The sequence below is a fragment of the Streptomyces sp. NPDC058375 genome, assembly GCF_042723425.1.
Lineage (GTDB): Bacteria > Actinomycetota > Actinomycetes > Streptomycetales > Streptomycetaceae > Streptomyces > Streptomyces durocortorensis.
On the sequence record NZ_JBHXJG010000054.1, the window covers coordinates 1 to 17,451 of the forward strand.

13 protein-coding genes, 1 tRNA gene and 2 pseudogenes are annotated in these 17,451 nt (G+C 71.4%); 8 read left to right on the forward strand and 8 right to left on the reverse strand.

Annotated features, from left to right (window positions below; all coding sequences use genetic code 11):
* Positions 1-96: 96 nt before the first annotated feature.
* The 3 genes from ACFWM7_RS12060 to ACFWM7_RS12070 all read right to left on the reverse strand — a co-directional run bounded on the left by ACFWM7_RS12060 (position 97) and on the right by ACFWM7_RS12070 (position 3,053).
* Complete coding sequence (locus tag ACFWM7_RS12060; protein WP_383258725.1) at positions 97-1,356, reverse strand: CU044_5270 family protein; 1,260 nt, start codon at positions 1,354-1,356, stop codon at positions 97-99.
* Positions 1,353-2,000, reverse strand: coding sequence for an RNA polymerase sigma factor (locus ACFWM7_RS12065; RefSeq protein WP_383258729.1), 648 nt, complete (start codon positions 1,998-2,000; stop codon positions 1,353-1,355). Before ACFWM7_RS12065 ends, ACFWM7_RS12060 begins: the two co-directional genes overlap by 4 nt.
* 129 nt (positions 2,001-2,129) lie before the next feature.
* Positions 2,130-3,053, reverse strand: coding sequence for a phosphorothioated DNA-binding restriction endonuclease (locus ACFWM7_RS12070; protein WP_383258732.1), 924 nt, complete (start codon positions 3,051-3,053; stop codon positions 2,130-2,132).
* Positions 3,054-3,282: 229 nt separating this feature from the next.
* On the opposite strand from ACFWM7_RS12070, the gene ACFWM7_RS12075 reads away from it, so the two are divergent.
* Positions 3,283-3,355, forward strand: a tRNA-Arg gene (locus ACFWM7_RS12075).
* Between the two features lie 248 nt (positions 3,356-3,603).
* A pseudogene (locus ACFWM7_RS12080) lies at positions 3,604-3,837 on the forward strand (TerD family protein); the annotation flags it as partial.
* Positions 3,838-3,858: 21 nt separating this feature from the next.
* Here ACFWM7_RS12080 and ACFWM7_RS12085 read toward each other — a convergent pair.
* The gene (locus tag ACFWM7_RS12085) at positions 3,859-4,731 is read right to left on the reverse strand and encodes an aminoglycoside phosphotransferase family protein (RefSeq protein WP_383258735.1); all 873 of its coding nucleotides are present in this window, start codon (positions 4,729-4,731) and stop codon (positions 3,859-3,861) included.
* 108 nt (positions 4,732-4,839) lie between these two features.
* Between ACFWM7_RS12085 and ACFWM7_RS12090 the strand changes: the two genes are divergently transcribed.
* Positions 4,840-5,637, forward strand: a complete 798-nt coding sequence (locus ACFWM7_RS12090; protein WP_383258738.1) for an ATP-grasp domain-containing protein — start codon at positions 4,840-4,842, stop codon at positions 5,635-5,637.
* Positions 5,638-5,840: 203 nt separating this feature from the next.
* Here ACFWM7_RS12090 and ACFWM7_RS12095 read toward each other — a convergent pair whose 3' ends face one another.
* The 3 genes from ACFWM7_RS12095 to ACFWM7_RS12105 all read right to left on the reverse strand — a co-directional run bounded on the left by ACFWM7_RS12095 (position 5,841) and on the right by ACFWM7_RS12105 (position 11,570).
* Complete coding sequence (locus ACFWM7_RS12095) at positions 5,841-6,758, reverse strand: adhesin (protein WP_383258796.1); 918 nt, start codon at positions 6,756-6,758, stop codon at positions 5,841-5,843.
* Positions 6,759-6,911: 153 nt separating this feature from the next.
* On the reverse strand, positions 6,912-8,855 hold the full coding sequence (locus tag ACFWM7_RS12100) for an MFS transporter (protein ID WP_383258741.1): 1,944 nt from the start codon (positions 8,853-8,855) through the stop codon (positions 6,912-6,914).
* A 201-nt stretch (positions 8,856-9,056) separates the two neighbouring features.
* On the reverse strand, positions 9,057-11,570 hold the full coding sequence (locus ACFWM7_RS12105; RefSeq protein WP_383258744.1) for a serine hydrolase: 2,514 nt from the start codon (positions 11,568-11,570) through the stop codon (positions 9,057-9,059).
* Positions 11,571-11,762: 192 nt separating this feature from the next.
* On the opposite strand from ACFWM7_RS12105, the gene ACFWM7_RS12110 reads away from it, so the two are divergent.
* From ACFWM7_RS12110 to ACFWM7_RS12120, 3 genes are all read left to right on the forward strand, one after another.
* Complete coding sequence (locus tag ACFWM7_RS12110) at positions 11,763-12,482, forward strand: GPP34 family phosphoprotein (RefSeq protein WP_003968450.1); 720 nt, start codon at positions 11,763-11,765, stop codon at positions 12,480-12,482.
* Positions 12,483-12,736: 254 nt separating this feature from the next.
* The gene (locus ACFWM7_RS12115; RefSeq protein ID WP_030710698.1) at positions 12,737-13,594 is read left to right on the forward strand and encodes a helix-turn-helix transcriptional regulator; all 858 of its coding nucleotides are present in this window, start codon (positions 12,737-12,739) and stop codon (positions 13,592-13,594) included.
* A 186-nt stretch (positions 13,595-13,780) separates the two neighbouring features.
* Positions 13,781-13,987, forward strand: coding sequence for a DUF397 domain-containing protein (locus ACFWM7_RS12120; RefSeq protein WP_006125325.1), 207 nt, complete (start codon positions 13,781-13,783; stop codon positions 13,985-13,987).
* A gap of 150 nt (positions 13,988-14,137) precedes the next feature.
* On the opposite strand, the gene ACFWM7_RS12125 is transcribed toward ACFWM7_RS12120, so the two are convergent.
* On the reverse strand, positions 14,138-14,938 hold the full coding sequence (locus ACFWM7_RS12125; RefSeq protein ID WP_383258748.1) for a hypothetical protein: 801 nt from the start codon (positions 14,936-14,938) through the stop codon (positions 14,138-14,140).
* Between ACFWM7_RS12125 and ACFWM7_RS12130 the strand changes: the two are divergent.
* Positions 14,906-15,457, forward strand: a pseudogene (locus ACFWM7_RS12130) (SDR family oxidoreductase); the annotation flags it as partial. The gene ACFWM7_RS12125 and the pseudogene ACFWM7_RS12130 overlap by 33 nt on opposite strands.
* A gap of 400 nt (positions 15,458-15,857) precedes the next feature.
* Complete coding sequence (locus ACFWM7_RS12135; RefSeq protein ID WP_383258751.1) at positions 15,858-17,441, forward strand: sodium:solute symporter family protein; 1,584 nt, start codon at positions 15,858-15,860, stop codon at positions 17,439-17,441.
* Positions 17,442-17,451 lie beyond the last annotated feature (10 nt).

Below are 17,451 nucleotides of genomic sequence, written 5' to 3' on the forward strand. Positions count from 1 at the left end.
GCCGTCTTCCCGTGCCGGAGCGGGCACAGCAAGACGGCGGCACGGGAAGACGGCACGGCGAGACTCAGGGAAGCGGCGCGGGGAGACGCGGGAGGGTCACGTTCCGGCGGAAGTGGTGGGGGTGGAGGTGGGAGTGGGCGGGGCGGATCGCTCGCCCGGAGCCGGAGCGGCCGGGAGCTGCTTGATGGCGTCGACCACGGCCCGGTCCGTGACGGCGGTGTGGCCCCGGACCGTCCCCTCCTTGACGCCCTCCGCGTCACGCGTCTGGACGGTGCGCTCCCCCAGATACGTGTACGTCTGGCGGTCGAAGATCCACTCGGTGCGCGCACCGTCCGCCTCGTCGGCACGGGCGATGGCGACCCCGTGCCGGCCGATCGCGTCGGCGGAGTCGTCGACGAGGACGACGCCGGGGATCCGGGCCGCGGCACGGTAGAGGCCGGCCGCCAGCTTCGGCGGGACCACCTGCTCCCTCAGCAGGTCGCCGATGGTGGTGAAGGCCCGCTGGTCGGGACCGTTGCCCTCGCCCTCGGTCTCGTCGTAGATCTTCTTCAACAGGAGATCCGGGTCGGTGGGCAGGGTTCGCAGGTAGTCGTAGCTGGGTGCGTTGAGCGACGGCTGCGACGGCCCGGGGCCGTCCAGGGTGATGCCTTCGCGGTCGATGGCCTCCTTGTACGGCTCCATCAGCCAGCCCGTGCCGCCGTCGGGCGACATCCAGACCTCGCGGGGGTGGAGCTTTTCGACGTAGCTCTCGTTCTTCCCGTCGGCGCCGTCCCACGTGACCATCCAGGAGACTTCGCTCCGGACGTAGAGGAACTGCCCCGGACGCGGCTCGGGCAGCTCGGTCCTCGCCGCCGCCCCGGAGATGTCGGCGACCGCGCCCGCCAGCCCCTCGGTGCTGCCCCGGGCCACCTGTACGACGGGGGCGGGAACGGTACCGGCGGGCGGGGCGGCCGCACTGCCGGGACCTCCGGAGCCGCTGGGGCCGCCGGTGAGGGCGGCGACCCCGGCGGCGGCGACCAGGAGGGCGGCGCCCGCGCCGACCAGGACCGGACGGCGGCCGGGACGGCGCGTCGGCCGGGAACCACTCCCGGCGTCGGGCGTCAGGTTTCGGGCTCCGGGCGCCAGGCCCCCGGCGCCGGGCGTCAGGCTTTCGGCACCGGGCGTCAGGCTCTCGGCGCCAGGCGTCAGGTTCCGGATCTCGTTCCTGATCTCGTTCCGGATCTCGGTCATCAGGTGCTCCTCAAGGCCGCTCAAGCGGTCGGAGGAGAGTTCCGGATCACCGGGCGCGGGCAGCAGCCGGGCCAGTTCCGCGTGGTCGAGCGGCTCATCGCGCCGCCGCCAGGGGGTGCGGATCATCGGGTTCTCTCCTCGTTCGACCGGGCCGCTGTGGTGCGGCCACCCTGTACTTGTCCGCCCGCCCCGAGGGGTTCCGTGCCCGCCCCGAGGGATTCCGCCCTGCCTCCCCGCCGGCGCAACTCGCTGTCGGTGAGCTTGCGGAGCCTGGCCCGCGCACGGGACAGCCGGGACCGCACGGTGCCGACGGGCACGCCGAGCGCCTCGGCGGCCTCGGCGTACCCGAGACCGGACCACACGCAGAGCGCGAACACTTCCCGCTCGGCCCGCCGCAGTTGCCCCAACGCCACTTTGGCTGCGGCGAGTTCGTCGGAGTCGGCGATCCGCCCGACGAGTTCGTCGGCGAAGTCGGGCAGGACGTCCCGTAACGGCACCCTGGCCAGGGCCCGTTCATGGCGGCGGGCGGCGCGCCCGGTGTTGCGCAAGACGTTGACGGCGATGCCCATCAGCCAGGGTCGCGGGCTCTCCCCCTCGTCGCGCAGCTTCCCGCGCAACCGCCACGCCTCCAGAAACGTCAGCGACACCACGTCCTCGGCCGCGCTCCAGTCCCCGGTGATCCGGACGGCGTGCCGGTAGACGAGCTGGGCATGATCGCGGAACAGCTCCCGGAAGGCGTCGGGATCCCCCGCGCGGATACGCGCGTGCATCGAGTGGCTCACCTCCTGACTTGTCCGCCCGCGCGGACAGGTTCCGGTGACGCGCGTCACAGTGAACCAGCCCCGACCGCCGGGGCTCGACGCCGCCTACACGCCTTCTACGCCGTCTGAGCGCCTCCTCTAGGCCGCCTGAGCGCCGGGGCGCTTGAAGACCTGACGGCCGTGCCAGAGAACGAACTCCGGATCGACCGCGGGCTGCCCGGGCCGGGGCGCCGCGACCGGCTGCCCGTGGAGGGCGTCGACGGCACGCCCGGCCGGGCCGCGCGCCACGTAGAGGGGAGGGACCTGTATCCGCAGGTCGGGCAGGAGCCCCAAGGCGCCCAGGTCGAAGAGCGTGTGGTGCAGTGAACACAGCGACAGCCCGTTGGCGATCTCGTCCGGGCCGTCCTGGCTGTGCCAGCGCACATGCGCCGCCTCCAGGCCCACGGGATTACGGCCGAGCGCCCCGTCGAAGCCGCAGAACGCACAGGCGTACGCGTAGGCCATCAGGACCTCCTCGGCGAACCCGGACCTCCGCCGCCGCGCCCTGCCCCGCCCCGGCAGCTGCGCCGCCTCGTCGAGGAGGTCCGGGTCGAGCCCGACGGCGTCCCGGACGAGCGGCTCCAGCGCCGGCGTGAAGTGCTGTTCGAGCAGGAGCCGGACAGCCGCCGCGAAGATGCCCGGCTCGGCCAGCACCAGTTCGACCTCGGGCCGGAACCGTCCGTGGGCCCCCCGGCCGCGCAGCAGGCTCCCGCGCTCGGCCACGTCGGTACCCATCGGCAGCCCGTCACGGTCCCGCAGATCCCACAGGCTCCGCTCCAGATGCACGAACGGCATCGCGGCCCGCTCCCGCGCCCGGGTCCGGCTCGTCACGGCCGGCCCGAAGTCATTGATCAGCCGGCTGACGGGCTCCTCGGCCTCGTCGTACGTCACCGCCGAACTGCCGCCCGCGGCGAACCTCCCCAGCAGCCAGAGCACCAGCAACGGCTTGTGCGGAGCCCGCCGCCCGCCCACGCGGGCCCTCTTCAGCGCTGACAGCAGAGCCAGCAACTCTTCTCGCGTCACCGAACCAGCCGTTTCACCGAGCACTCCCAGGACCCCGGCAGCAAACCCCACCCACGACCGGCCGCACAAGCCGGACGGCGGCCCCCACGCACCTCGCGCGAGCCCCCGGGCATCCCCCGCGCGAGCGCCCGGCCACGCGATCACCGACCCGCCGAGCCGCTGCCGACCCAACCGCTACACTGGCGGCGGTAGCCCGGCCTGCACGGCGGGGCCACCGCGTCGCATCCCAGCCTTCGTAGCTCAGGGGATAGAGCACCGCTCTCCTAAAGCGGGTGTCGCAGGTTCGAATCCTGCCGGGGGCACAACGCGTAACGGCTCTGACCTGGGGTTCATCCCCCAGGGAGGACTGCCACTCGGCCTCGGACTCCTCGTCCGAGGCCGTTCCCGTGAGCGAACGGGAAGTCGCCTTCCCTGATTCGTCCCCACGGATCAGCATCTTGCGCACGGATTCATCGACCTCACCGAGCTCGGTGCCCGCCCCGGGGCGAGCCGAACCGGCAGTGGCACGGGCTCGCGGCATCAACTCGACTTGGGCGACGGGGTTGTCACCAACCCCACGGCCGACCTGTCCGGGTTCGCCGACGCCGGCATCCGGCTGCTGGACGCGGAGGGAACCCCACTCGGCCAGGTGGACGTCTCCGACGGTCGCGCCGGCGAAACCGCCCTCGTCCTGGGGTCGTTCCGTCGCCGCGCCAACGGGGACTGGGAGTTCGTCACCGGAGGCAAGAGGTACCGAGGCGGGTTGGAGGAACTGGTCCAGGAGTACGGCATCGACGTGGAATAGGCCCGGCCCACCTGACGTCGCCTACGCCCGATTCGTGGCCTCGTCCACGATTTCGTCGATCACATGCGCCGCTATCCGGGCCATCAGCGGGTTCGCCTCCCGGTAGTGCGCGAGCTCCAGCAGGGCGATGGACAGCGCCCAGCCCCGCCCCCGCATCCAGGTGGCGTCGTCGGCCGCGATCGCCGTACGGAACGTCTCCCTGGCCCCGGCCGTCAGCAGGTACCAGGCCGCGATCAGGTCGACCGCGGGGTCGGCCAGGCCTGTGCAGCCGAAGTCAATGACCGCGGTGAGACGGCCGTCCGCGACCAGGACGTTGCCCGGCTGGAGGTCCCCGTGGACCCAGACCGGGCGGGCCGCGAAGGGCGGGGCGGACAGGGACTCCTTCCAGGACGCGGCGACGGCCTCCGCGTCCACGACCCCGCCCAAGGCCGCCAGCGCCTTGCGGGTCGCCGGGTCGCGGGAGGCCAGGGGTTCGCTGCGGTACGCGGGCGGGGCGTCCGCCGGGTCGATCCGGCGCAGCGCCAGCACGAACTCCGCCAGGTCCGCCGCCAGTAGGTCGGAGGACGACGAGGCGTCGCCGGGGCCCGGGTTCGTGCCGTCCAGCCAGGTGCAGACCGACCAGGGACGGGGGAACGCCTTGCCCGGGGCCCCCTGGGCGAGCGGGAGCGGTACGGGGAACGGCAGTTGCTCGGCAAGTCGCGGCAGCCAGCGGTGCTCCGTCGCCACATCCGCCGCACTGCCATCGGTACGGGGCAGCCTCACGGCCTTGTCGGCGCCCAGGCGGTAGATCGCGTTCGCGGTCCCGCTCGCGTCGACCGCCTCCACGGGCAGGTCCGCCCAGTGCGGGAACTGGGCGGCGATCAGGCCGCGTACGAGCGACGGTTCAATGATCATGCACCGATCGAACCAGGTGACCCCGGGCGCGCACAACGCATTCCCCGGTCCTCTGCCGTGCGGAAATCCGGTGCGGCGCGGCGCACCCGTACGAGAGGATCTGCGGCCATGACCCGCCCATCGCGCACCCTCGTCCTCCCGCCCCAACTCACCTCCTCAGCAAGGACGTTACGCACCACCGCCCTGCGGCGCGGGCTGCGCATCGTGGAGGCGACAGCCTCCGCCGTACCGGAGGGGCTGGGGCGGCCCGGGTGGGCGGGCGGCACCGGGAACGCGGCGCACGCCGTGCATCTGCATGCCGGGCCCTCCTTCGCCGACGTCGTGGCCCCCACCCTCGGAATCGCCCTCCTGGAGGCGCCCGCCGACTGGCTCGCCCGGCTCCCCCGGGCGCTCACCCGGCGGGAGGTCCGGGCGATGCCCATCGGTGAGGCGTACCGGCTGCGACGCCCCGCCTTCGTCAAGTCGCCCAACGACAAGAGCATTTCGGCGCTCGTGTACGCGGACGGCTCACGGCTGCCCGGACCGGATGCCGTGGATCCGGCGACCGTGGTGCTGGTAAGCGACGTGATGACGTTCACCGTCGAGTACCGGCTCCATCTGCTCGACGGGGCCGTCCACACCGCCGGGCAGTACGCCGAGGGCGGCCGGCTCCGGCTCGGGTCGGCGGACCGTGACGCGCTCGCCTTCGGGCGGGAGGTGCTCGCCACCGCCGGGGGCAGCCTGCCCTCCGCGATCGTCGTCGACGTCGGCCGCGACGACGGGGGGAGATGGGCGGTGATCGAGGCCAACGCGGCCTGGGCCAGCGGCTGTTACGAGGCCGACCCGAGCCGGGCCCTAGACACCGTCCTCCGCGCCGCCGGACCCGCGACGGACCTGTCGCCGCACGACCGCGCGTTCGTGCGGTAGGGCACGCGGCACGCCAGTCAGTGCGCGGCACGCCCGCCCGTGCCCGGCACACCCGCCCGTGCCCGGCACGCCCGTGCACGGTACACCCGCCCGTGCCCGGTACACCCGCCCGTGCCCGGTACACCCGCCCGTGCCCGGTACGCCCGTCAGTGCCCAGCACGTTCGTCAGTGCCCGGCACGCGCCTCAGCGGCAGGCACACGCCTCAGTGGCAGGACGCTCTCATCTGCGCCGCCGCGTGGTGCGCGCCGACCCGTCGCGCGTCGCCCCAGTCCCGGCCCCGGTCGATGAGCTGCACGGCGAAGACGTCCCCCTTGACCGGGTAGCTGCGCACCGGGACCTCGCTCCCCCGGTGTTCCGTCTGGAGCACCGCGAACCCCGTGTACGCGGAGTCCCCGTCGTCCGGGTCCGAGAGCACCCGGTAGACGGTCGGCTCCCCGGCGGCGTCGCGCGGGCGGCCGCTGTCGGGGACGAAGACGGTCAGCGCGCACTCGCTGAAGCCCCGGCCCAGCCGCCAGGACCAGGTGGCCGTGGAGCCCCGGTCCTCGGTCGGGCTGCCCGACATCGGGATCGCGCTGAACCGGCCGTCGCACCCGCCGCCGTCGAAGCCGCCGTTCTCGACCGTGTACCAGCCGGCGTCGCCGCTCTCGAACCGGCCGCGTTCCCGGTACGTTCCCGCCGCGCAGCCCGGGCCCGCCCACTGCGTGAAGCGTTCCCCGTCCGGCGGGGGCGCCGACGAGGCCCCTGAAGGGTCCGGGACGTCCGGGACGCCCGGGGCTTCCGTGCCCGTGCCCGTACCCGTACCCGTATCGGGATCCGTGCCCGCGTCCGGCCCCGGGACGATCCTCGTGGGGGCCGCGCCGCCGATCCGGTCGGGTACCGCGCCCGCCCGGCCCGCCGCGTCCGTACGGCTGCTGCCGCCGCCCACGCTCCCGCCGCCCGAGACCAGCAGCGAGGCAACGGAGACCAGGCCGCCGACCGCCACCACGACGCCCGCCGCGAGCAGGGCCCTGCGTCGGCGGGGCAGTGTGGAGAGGCGGCCCGCCAGCGTCTCGCGCGCGACCCAGGAACCGTCCACCCCCGCCGGGCGGGACGCCCCCGCCCCGCAGCCGGGGCAGACCATTCCGGGCAGCGGTCCCCGGCGTCCGCCGCCGCAGTGTTGGCACCTCGTGGCGTTCATGGCAGAACACCTTGCCAGGGCGCCGCCCCCAGAGGGAGATCCCGCACCCGATGGCCCGTACACGGGACGGGCGCCAACGGAACGGACGAGGGCCCGTCAGCTCAGTTCTTCCGGGCACGGTGTGCCCGGCTGGAGTTGGTACGGGGCCGCCAGCCGGTACACGCCCGGTCGCGGCGCGAGCAGTTCGGTCCACTCGTCGCCGTACGGGCCCTCCTCGACCTTGTTCAGGCAGCCGTGGGTGTTGAGGTACGTCTTCGGGGCGGTGTCGTCCACCTGCGACCGCTCCTTCGACTCCTCGGTCTCCAGCGGGCGCTCCACGCTCTTGCCCTTCTCGTCGACGAGCGCGAGCCAGCGCGTGTACGGGATCCGGATCAGCACCCGGCCCGCCGACTTCACGGTGATCGTCAGCTCGTCCGCGCCCGCCCGCTCCACCGTCGCGGGCGGGTCGGCGAGCGGCACCGGGTCCAGCACCCGGTAGAGCTTCCAGTTCGCGTCGCCCCAGATCTGGCGCAGGTACGGCTGGCCCTGCTCGACCAGCTCCGCCTCCTGGACCGCCCCGTTGTCCGGCCGGTCCTTGGGCAGCACCACGTAGTGCACGGCCCAGCGGTCCAGCCACTCCCGGTAGTTCACCGGGTCGAGCGTGTCGTCGTAGAAGAGCGGGTTGCGCTTCATGTCCGCCTGGCGGTTCCAGCCGCGCGCCAGGTTGACGTACGGGGCGAGCGCCGACGATTCGCGGTGACTGCTCGCGGGCACCACCTCGACCCGGCCGCGCTCCGCCTGCACCTGCTGGAGCTGGTTGACCAGCGGGGCCAGTTCGCGGTTCCAGGACGCGGCGGGGGCGGTGCGGACGATGTCGTCGACGCCCTTGAAGCCGATCCAGAAGTTGAGGCCCACGAAGGCCAGGACCAGGGCGTACCAGCGGCGGCTGCGCGGCGCGGTGTACGGCAGGGCGGCGAGCAGGGCCACCCCCGCGAAAAGCATCGCCATGCGCGTGATGTTCGACCCGATCTGCGAGTCGACGACATACGTGAGGAGCGTCCCGAGTCCGTAGACGGCCGCGGCGGTGCGGACCGTGCTCCAGTCACGCGGTACGAGGACGAAGACCAGCACCGCGAAGACGAACGGCAGCGACAGCGTCCCGAGCGACATCGGCTGCGTACCCGAGAAGGGGAACAGCCAGGCGGAGAGCCCCACCACGGCGACCGGCGCGAGGCCGATGGCGTAGGCGCCTGGTCGTCGTTTGTGCAGGAACAGCGCCGCCGCGACGACGCCCAGGAAGAGTCCGGCGACCGGGCTGGACGCGGTCGCGAGCCCGGCGAGCGGGGCGGCGACGGCGGCCTTGGCCCACCGCTTGTACCGCCACCGGTAGGGCCAGCAGAACACCGCCGCCACCGCGCCGACGGCGAACATCATGCCGAGCCCGAACGTCACCCGGCCCGACAGCGCGTTGCACAGGAACGCGAAGACCCCGGCGAGCGAGCAGGCCAGCGGATTACGGACGGCCGGGACGCGTACCAGGATCAGCGCGGTCAGCGCGGAGGAGACCGTGCCGACGATCATCATCGTCGTGCGGACGCCGAGCAGCGACATCAGGTAGGGCGAGACCACGCTGTACGAGACGGGGTGCATGCCCCCGTACCAGGCCAGGTTGTACGCGGTGCCGGGGTGCCGGCCCACGAACTCGGCCCAGGCGTCCTGCGCGGCGATGTCGCCGCCGGTGTTGGCGAAGAAGAAGAACCAGAGGAGGTGAAGTACGGCGGCGGCCGCCGTCGCGATGGTGACGGGGTGCCGCAGCAGCCGACGGGCCCGGGCGTGCGGGGTCTCCTCGGGCGCGGTGGGGCCCGCGGACGAGCCGGAGGTGGGGCTCGCGGGTGAGCCTGCGGTGGGTTCCGCGACAGAGCCCTCGGTGGGTTCCGCCGCGGATTCCTCGGCGGGAGACTCCGGGGCTCGGGGCGACGGCACGCGCACCTGCAGGGCATCGCCCCCGGCACCGGTGGTCTCGTCCGCCTCGCGGCCGGGCTTCGGCTCCGCGGTGGTCACTACGGCTCTCCCCGTCCTCCGCCGGCCCCGTACCTCTTCGTACCTCGTACCTCTTGGTACGTCCTCAAGGACGCGTCCCAGCACCCTTGAGTTGTCCGGGGACGCTAACACGTACCCCCGGCACGCTTCTCCGTCATAAACGGCACGCTTCCCCGTACAGACGGTGGAGGGCGGGCTCCCGCCCTCCACCGCTCCCGTGCCTCAGCCGATCCTGGTCAGCTTGTCGCCGAAGGCCGGCTCGGTCAGATCGCCCTGGAGCACGACCGGCGCCGTGACCTTTCCGGTGCCCGTTCCCACGGTCACCATGCCGACCTCGCTCCCGGCCTTCGCGGCGTGGTCGATGCCCTTGCCGTTGTCCGTGACCTTGAGCTCGACCTCCAGGCCGGACCAGCCGACCGCCTTGAGGTTCTTGGTGGCGACCACCGGGGTCTGCCCGCCGAAGCCGTTGTCCACGTACCCGACGACATCGCCCTTCTTCACCACCGTCGCCGAGGTGGCGGCCTCCTGCGCGTCCTTGATCAGCTTCAGGCTGTTCTGAAGGGACAGCTCCAGGCTGTCGTAGACCCGGCCGGTGCCCGCCTGCTGGCCCATCACCGCTCCGTAGATCCACAGCATCTTGCCGTCGACCTTGGTGTTCGCGGACCAGAGCAGGTTGCCGCCCGCCGGGGTGGAGGAGCCGGTCTTGATGCCGCTCACGCCCGGCTGGAGCAGGAGGTTGTTGTTGTTGTAGATCTTGCCGTCGATGCCCTCGATCTCGACCTCGGGCATGTCCACGATCTTCCGGAAGACCTCGTTGCGCATGACCGCCTGCGCCAGCTTCAGCTGGTCGGTGGCGGTGGAGACGGTGGTCTTCTCCAGGCCGCTCGGGTCCGTGTACGTCGACCCGGTCATGCCGAGGTCCTTGGCGGCGTCGTTCATCTTGTCGATGAACTTGTCCTCGCTCCCCGCGTCCCAGCGGGCGAGCAGCCGCGCCGCGTTGTTCCCCGAGGGGATCATCAGCAGCTGGAGCATCTGCCGCTGGGTCAGCTTCTGTCCCTTGGTCAGCGGGGCCGTCGACTCGTCGGGCCGCTTGGACTCGTCCTCCGCCTTCTGGTCGACAGTGATCGTCTCGCCCCCCTCGTCACCCTTGAGGGGGTGCTCCTCAAGGATCACGTAGGCGGTCATGACCTTGGCGACGCTGGCGATCGGGGCCGGCTTCTGCGCGCCCTCGGAACCGAGCGAGCCGACGCCGTCCACCATCACGGCCGACTGCCCCTGGCCCGGCCAGGACAGCTTCGTCGCCCCGCCGTCGAAGGTGTACGTCGGCTTCGCCGTGAGCTCCAGCGAGGGCTCCGGCAGCGGGCGCATCACCTGCACGATCGCAAAGACGATCAGCAGGAGGAGCACCAGCGGGGTCCAGATCTTGACCCGGCGGACAGCGGTCCGGACCGGGGTCTCCGGCGGCGGCGGGGTGTTCGTCAGCTCGGCGAGCAGGTCGAGCGGCGGCCTCGGCGGAAGCGGCTGCTGCCGGGTCCGCTCGGCCGCCGCCCAGGAGGGGGCGGCGGGCGCCGGTACGGCCGGAGAGCCGGCCTCCGGGGTACGCGCGGGCGCCTGGGGCCCGGCCGCAGGCGCGGGCTCGTGCTCCGCCCCGGACCCGGCCTCGGGTCCGGACTCCGGCTTGCGGGGCGCGGGGGCGGACCGTACGTCGTCGGAGCGCAGCGGCACGAAGGTGCTCGTGCGCTCGACGTCGCTCTCGGGCTTGGTCCCGGACCTGTCTTCGGGCTTGTCCTCGGGCTTGCTCCCGGGCTTGCTCCCGGGCTTGCTCTCGCGGGGCGGGAGCTTCAGCGCGGTCGTCGCCTGGTCGACGCGGTCGGCCGGCTTTGCGGCCTTGAAGATGGCGGTGGGCTGATCGATTCCTCGCAGGTCGGAGGCCTCGTCGGCGTCCGGCTCGGAGGCCGCCTCGGCGTCGGAGGCGGTGTCCGGCTCGGCGTCGGCCTTCGGCTCGGGCTTCGGCTCGTCGTCCTGCTCGTCCTGCTCGTCCTTCGGCTTCGGCTCCGCGTCCGCCCCGGGAACGGGCGCAGGCTCCGCTTCCGCCTTCGCCTCGGGCTTCGCCTTCGCGGAGGGCACGTCCTCGTCGGCGGCCTCGGGCTTCGCCTCGGAGTCCGTGTCACCGTCGGTGCCCGCCGCGGGCTTCGCCTCGGCCGCGGCATCGACCCAGGCGGCCACCACGGCACGCAGGCGGCCGTCCCCGGCCTCGTCCCCGGACTCCGGCTCGTCCGCCGATCCTTCCGCAGGCGTCTCCGCAGCCGTAACCGCAGCCGTCTCCGCCTCAGGCTCCTCCGCCGCCACGTCCGCGTCCCGGCCTGTGCGGTCCTCGGCGGCCCCCGTGCCCTCCCGAGGCGCGGGAGCCTCCCCAGCGGCCGTGGAGGCCGCCCCAGACGCACTCTCGGCCTCTACCTCGGGCTCGGCCTCGGGCTCACGCCGGGCGGCGTCCTCCGGGAGCCGGGGCCGGAACACAGCAGTCGCCGTGTCGGACGTGGCTCCTGCGCCCGCACCCGTACGCGCATCGGCATCGGCATCGGCATCCACGCCCACGTCCGTACGGACATCCGTGTCCGCATCGGCGTCCGTGTCCGCGCCGGGGTCACGGAACACGGCGAAGCGCGGGTCGCGTTCCTCCGCAGCCGTCCCCGACGACTTCTGCTGCTCCGTTTTGTCGGGGGACTCGCCCGCCACCGATGCCTCCTCATGCGCTGCGGGGCCACCCCGCGCTGTCCGAACCATCTACCAGTGTCCTGTGTGAACCCTTGGCCGAGCTGCTAGACGAGAACGACATACCTACTGGTTCCCGTACAAAGCAGTCAGGCGCTCTCGACAGATGAATGTGAGAGGGGTCACCCTGTCAGACATCCACGCGGGGAGGCATGGATGGGCAGGAGCCGCAGAACAATCCCGGAGGAGCTTCTGTTGCTCGCTCTGGACCCGACCACGGGTACCACAGCGCAGCCGCAGTCGCTCGACCTCGGCCTGGCCGGGGCACAGCTAGTGGAGCTGGCTCTGGCAGGACGGATAGCCCCTGACGGGGATCGTATCGCCGTGGTGATGCCACGGCCGACAGGAGATCCGACTCTGGACTCCGCACTGGAGCTGCTGCGCCGTCGTGGCAGCCCGGTCCGGGCGGTCCACTGGATCGGCGGGCCCCGCCTGGGGCTGCGCCAGATCTATCTCGCTCATCTGGAGCGGTGCGGCATGGTTCATGCCGTGGCGGGCCAGATGTGCGGAGTGCTGCCGACGACTCGCTACCAAGCGACGGAGACGGCGATCAGCCGGGACATCAGGAACCGGCTGGACAGCGCGATCCGCACCGGCGTACCGCCGGACCCGCGGACCGCGGCGCTCGCCGCACTGGCCCACGCGGTCGGACTCGGCAAGCATCTGTACCCCGGGAACGAAGGGCGCTCGTCGCGCTCCCGGCTCCGGGATCTGATCAGGCACGACCCGATGGGCGGACTCGTGGCGCACGCCGTGATGGACGTCCAGAACGGAGTGGCCGTCCAGCCACGCCGTACGCAGCAGGCAGCGGGCGTTCCGTTGCAGCCGCAAGCACAGGCCCGGCGCGGCAGCATGGCGCATACCGCCGCGAGCTGACCGCCCGGACCTGACAACAGCACACCGCCGTACCGTCGTCGGTCATCACAGACCCGGTCCGGGAGCCGCACCACGCACGGGGCAGCCGGCAGTCACCATCGCCGGCTGCCCCGTGCGCTTGCGCGCCGTCCCGCGCACCGGTGCGTACGCCCCCGGGCCCCGCGTGTGGCCATTTCCCAGCGCGGCCGGGGCAAGGGGTGGCAATCTGCTGAGCAGTAGATACGCACAGCTACATAGCCGGAGGTGCCGTTTCCGTGCCGTCCAACGTCAATCCCACTGTCAGGCGACGCAGGTTGGGCCAGGAATTGCGCCGCCTGCGCGAACTCAAAGGCATGACGGCCGAGGAAGTGGCGGAGCGCCTGCTGGTCTCGCAGTCGAAGATCAGCCGCCTGGAGAACGGCCGTCGCTCCATCAGCCAGCGCGATGTGCGCGACCTCTGCGGGGTGTACGAGGTCGAGGACGTCCGCATCGTCGACTCGCTCATGCAGATGGCGAAGGACTCGCGCCAGCAGGGCTGGTGGCATGCCTTCGGCGACATCCCGTACAGCGTCTACATCGGCCTGGAGACCGACGCGGAGTCGCTGCGGGTGTACGAGCCCCAGATGGTTCCGGGCCTGCTCCAGACCCGGGCGTACGCCGAGGCCCTGATCAGCGGCGCGCTCCCCGAGGCCCCGCCGTCGGACATCGAGAAGCGCGTCAACGTACGGTCGCGGCGGCAGGACCGGGTCAACGCGCCGGAGAACCCGCTGCGGCTCTGGGCCGTGATCGATGAGTCGGCGCTGCGCCGGGTGGTCGGCGACAAGCAGGTGATGATCGACCAGCTGGAACACCTCGTCGAGCAGTCGCACCTGCCGCACGTCACCGTGCAGGTCCTGCCGTTCGACATGGGCGCGCACCCCGGTATCAACGGCCAGTACGCGATCCTGGAGTTCCCGGACGCCGCGGACTCCAGCGTCGTCTACATCGAGGGCGTCACGAGCGATCTCTACCTGGAGAAGGCGAACGACGTGCAGCGCTACAGCGTGATGTACGAGCACCTGCGCGCGCAGGCGCTGAACGTGGAGCAGACCCGGGAGTTCATCAGCAAGATCGCCAAGTCGTACACCAGCTGAATCCGGACAGTGGAGCGAGCGGCGGGATGGTACACCGCCGCCCACTCACCGCAGAAGGCTTACAGCGGAAAGACCATCCGGTCGAGTGAACGGCCATCTCATGGACGGAGCTTGGCGAGTAGCGTCGATCACGCCAATCGGAATCAGGTTGGTGCGACTCACCCAACTCTCTGAACCGGAGTGAACATGGCAATTCTTCAGGGTGCTACGGACCAGTGGACGAAGTCGTCGTACTCCGGGGGCAACGGCGCGTGCGTCGAGGTCAAGTCCCCGGTCGCTCTGTCCATCGCCGTACGTGACTCGAAGGCCCCTGAGGGCCCCTCGCTCACCTTCGTCCCCGGTGCGTGGAACGCGTTCGTGCGCGATGTCGCCACGGGCTCGATCAACGCCTGATCAGCCGACACCGTTCACGTTCACGTATCACTGCACCACCGCGTTACCGCACCACCCGCACCACCCGCACCACCTGATGGAGCCCTCTCGACCGGTTCGCCGTCCTGGCCGAGGGGGCTCGGCACGATCCGGCGCCACCGGCCTCCGGTGTCACCGCAGCCGGTCGACGTAGCGGTCCGTCCCCGGCACGGTAGGCACGAACGGGGCGACCAGCTCCACCCGGCCGAAACCGGCCTCCGCGACCGCCGCGTCCAGGCCGGTGAAGTGCTCCTCCCAGCAGGTCCGCGGATCCTCCTGAAGGAACCAGAGCAGCGTCAGCCGGGTGTCGACCCCCTCGACCTGCTTCACGTACGTCATCCGGTCGCCGGGCAGGGGCGTCGGCCGGAACACCGTGACCATGGCCGCGGGCGACCCCTTCAGCCGCTTCGGGAGATGGCGTGAACGCAGCCATTCCAGCAACTCCGTCCGCTGTTCGGGGCCTTCGGCATCGATGATCTGGAGGACGAGGCCCGCGTACGGGTGGTCGAGCGGGTGGACGTCACGGGGGCCGGCGGCTCCGTCGCGGTAGACGGTGGCCTCGTGGTCCTGGAACGCCGTGAAGACGTGGGTCCGTTCCTGGTAGACCCGGCCATCCCGGTTCAGCCGCTTGTTGATGGCGACGGTCCACTTCATGTGGTCGTCGTAGCGCCCCTCGGTCACCCAGTACGTCGACAGATAGCACCCCGCGCCGACCGGCCGGGCGACCGCCGACTTCTCCGGATACCGCAGCTCCTGGAGGCCCTTGGTGGCCACCCAGCGCCGCCCGGCGAACATCCACGGCATCGCCGTCGCGCCCGCGTAGTAGTGGTCGTCCTCGTACCAGCGGTTGTACGCGTACTCATGGCCCGGATGCGGTTCGACCAAGGTGATCAGGGCGTGGAGCGGTTCGGCAGGATCGACGCGGTGGTCCATGTGGCCGCCTGGGACAGCTACTTCGGCGGCCTCCAGGACGCGGACTTCGCCACCTGGCAGTCGGTCATCGACGTGAATCTGCTCGGCACGCTGCGGATGACCCGGGCCTGCCTGCCCGCGCTCAAGCAGCGGGGCGGCTCGGTGGTGGTGATCGGCACGCAGTCCGCGGTGGCCGCGCCATCGCAGGTGCGGCAGGCGGCGTACGCGGCATCCAAGGGGGCGCTCACCTCGGCGATGTACTCGCTCGCCCGGGAGCTGGGCCCGGACCGGATCCGGGTCAACACGGTCCTGCCGGGCTGGATGTGGGGGCCGCCGGTGCAGGCGTACGTCCAGTTCACCGCGCACACCGAGGGCGTACCGGAGTCCGAGGTGCTGGCCCGGCTCACCGAGCGGATGGCGCTGCCGGAGCCGGCCACGGACGGGGACGTCGCGGAGGCGGTCGCCTTCCTCGCCTCCGACCGGGCCCGGGCGATCACCGGGCAGTCGTTGCTGGTCAACGCGGGCGAGCTGATGCGCTGACGACCCCGTACACGTACACGCGACACCCTCCCTCCCGGCTTCTCGGCCGCACGGAACCCGCATCCCGTGCGGCCTTCGCGCGTTGTCGCGCGATCCCTGACGTCTCCGAACTTCTCCGAACGTCTCCGAACGTCTCCGAACTTCTCTGCACAGCCTGACGAAGTGCCCGCCCATCGTGTGGCCGCGGTCACGTTCACGACAACGCCCCACAAGGTCAAGACCAAGTAAAATCGTTCGTCTTGATGATTGGTGTTCATATCCATGACCGCCGACAGCCTTGACCGAGGCCCCGCATCGGGGGTTCAATCCCCGAAGTCCCCGCTCCCGCACGGGGGCACCGCTGAGCGGCCGTACCGACGAAGTGCGTTCCCGTTCACAAGGCGGACCCCTGGAGGGGGACATGAACAGTCTCGACTGGGCTGTGCTCATCGGCTACTTCGGCGTGATGGTCGCGATCGGACTCTGGTCGCACAAACGCGTGGACAACGTCAGCGACTTCTTCACGGCCGGCGGCAAGATGCCGTGGTGGCTGTCGGGCATCTCGCACCACATGTCCGGCTACAGCGCGGTGATGTTCACCGGGTACGCCGGCATCGCGTACCAGTACGGGGTCACGTCCTTCGTGACCTGGTCGCTGCCGATCGCCATCGGCATCTTCATCGGCGCGAAGCTCTTCGCACCCCGGTTGAACCGGCTGCGCTCGCGGCTCCATGTCGCCTCGCCGCTGGAGTACCTCAAGAACCGCTACAACATTAAGACGCAGCAGGCCCTCGCCTGGTCGGGGCTGCTGCTGAAGATCGTGGACGTCGGCGCCAAGTGGGCCGCCATCGCCACCCTGTTGTCCGTGTTCACCGGCCTGTCCATCTCGCAAGGCATCCTGATCACCGGGGTCGTCACCGGGATCTACTGCACGGTCGGCGGCCTGTGGGCGGACGCCCTCACCGAACTGGGCCAGTTCATCATCCAGTTGTTCGCCGGTCTGGCAATGCTCTTCGCCGTGATGAGCAAGCTCGACGGCTTCCCCACCCTGTGGACGGTCTGGGACAAGCTCCCCGAAGGGCACGCGGACCCGACCGCCGGACCGTACACGGTGACGTTCCTGCTGGCGTTCCTGTTCATCAAGACCTTCGAGTACAACGGCGGTATGTGGAACCAGGCCCAGCGGTACATGGCGACCGACTCGGCTGCCTCCGCGACCCGTTCGGCGCGGCTCTCGGCGGTGCTGTGGTTCGTCTGGCCGCTGGTGCTGTTCTTCCCGATGTGGTGCGCGCCGCTGCTGGTCGACGCGCAGAAGCCGGACGCCTCCGACAGCTACGCCCTGATGACCGAACAGCTGCTGCCGCACGGCCTGTTGGGGCTGGTCATCGTCGGCTTCTTCTCCCACACGATGGCCATGTGCTCCTCGGACGCCAACGCCATCGCGGCCGTCTTCACCCGGGACATCGCCCCGACCCTCTCGAAGGCGGCGCGCGGCTGGAGCGAGCGCGCCGGGCTGATCGCGGCCCGCTGGACCACGGTCGCCTTCCTCGCGCTGTCGATGGCGATCGCGACGCAGGTCAACTCGCCCACGTTCAAGGACATCATCACCGTCGTGATCAAGTGGGTCGCCGGGCTGATGGGCCCGATCGCGATCCCGTTCATGCTGGGCCTGCTGCGCCCGTTCCGGAAGTCCGGCCCGACGGCCGCACTGGTCAGCTGGGGGTCGGGCCTGCTCGCGTTCTGGCTGGTCAACTACCCGGTCAACTGGGCGGTCGAGGGCGGGGTGCCGCTTCAATACCAGGTGTCCGTACCGCTGGCCGTCTCGCTCGTGCTGTACGTCCTGATCGGCTTCGTGAAGCCGGAGGACACCCCGGAGCGCGACGCGGTCCTGGCCAGGATCAACGAGGGTGACGGGGGCGGGGGTCACGGGGACGGTACGGGGTCGGCCGCGAGCATCCCCGCGCAGGACGGCGGCCCGGCCCCCGCCCCTCAGCCGCGCGGGTAGCGGGCGGTCC

Excerpts from the sequence above, each read along its gene's own strand:
- ACFWM7_RS12135 (WP_383258751.1), top strand. The coding sequence starts at position 15,858 with ATGAACAGTCTCGACTGGGCTGTGCTCATCGGCTACTTCGGCGTGATG.
- ACFWM7_RS12095 (WP_383258796.1), bottom strand. The coding sequence starts at position 6,758 with ATGGTCTGCCCCGGCTGCGGGGCGGGGGCGTCCCGCCCGGCGGGGGTG.
- ACFWM7_RS12090 (WP_383258738.1), top strand. The coding sequence starts at position 4,840 with ATGACCCGCCCATCGCGCACCCTCGTCCTCCCGCCCCAACTCACCTCC.
- ACFWM7_RS12060 (WP_383258725.1), bottom strand. The coding sequence starts at position 1,356 with ATGATCCGCACCCCCTGGCGGCGGCGCGATGAGCCGCTCGACCACGCG.
- ACFWM7_RS12065 (WP_383258729.1), bottom strand. The coding sequence starts at position 2,000 with ATGCACGCGCGTATCCGCGCGGGGGATCCCGACGCCTTCCGGGAGCTG.
- ACFWM7_RS12125 (WP_383258748.1), bottom strand. The coding sequence starts at position 14,938 with ATGGACCACCGCGTCGATCCTGCCGAACCGCTCCACGCCCTGATCACC.
- ACFWM7_RS12120 (WP_006125325.1), top strand. The coding sequence starts at position 13,781 with ATGGCAATTCTTCAGGGTGCTACGGACCAGTGGACGAAGTCGTCGTAC.
- ACFWM7_RS12110 (WP_003968450.1), top strand. The coding sequence starts at position 11,763 with ATGGGCAGGAGCCGCAGAACAATCCCGGAGGAGCTTCTGTTGCTCGCT.
- ACFWM7_RS12085 (WP_383258735.1), bottom strand. The coding sequence starts at position 4,731 with ATGATCATTGAACCGTCGCTCGTACGCGGCCTGATCGCCGCCCAGTTC.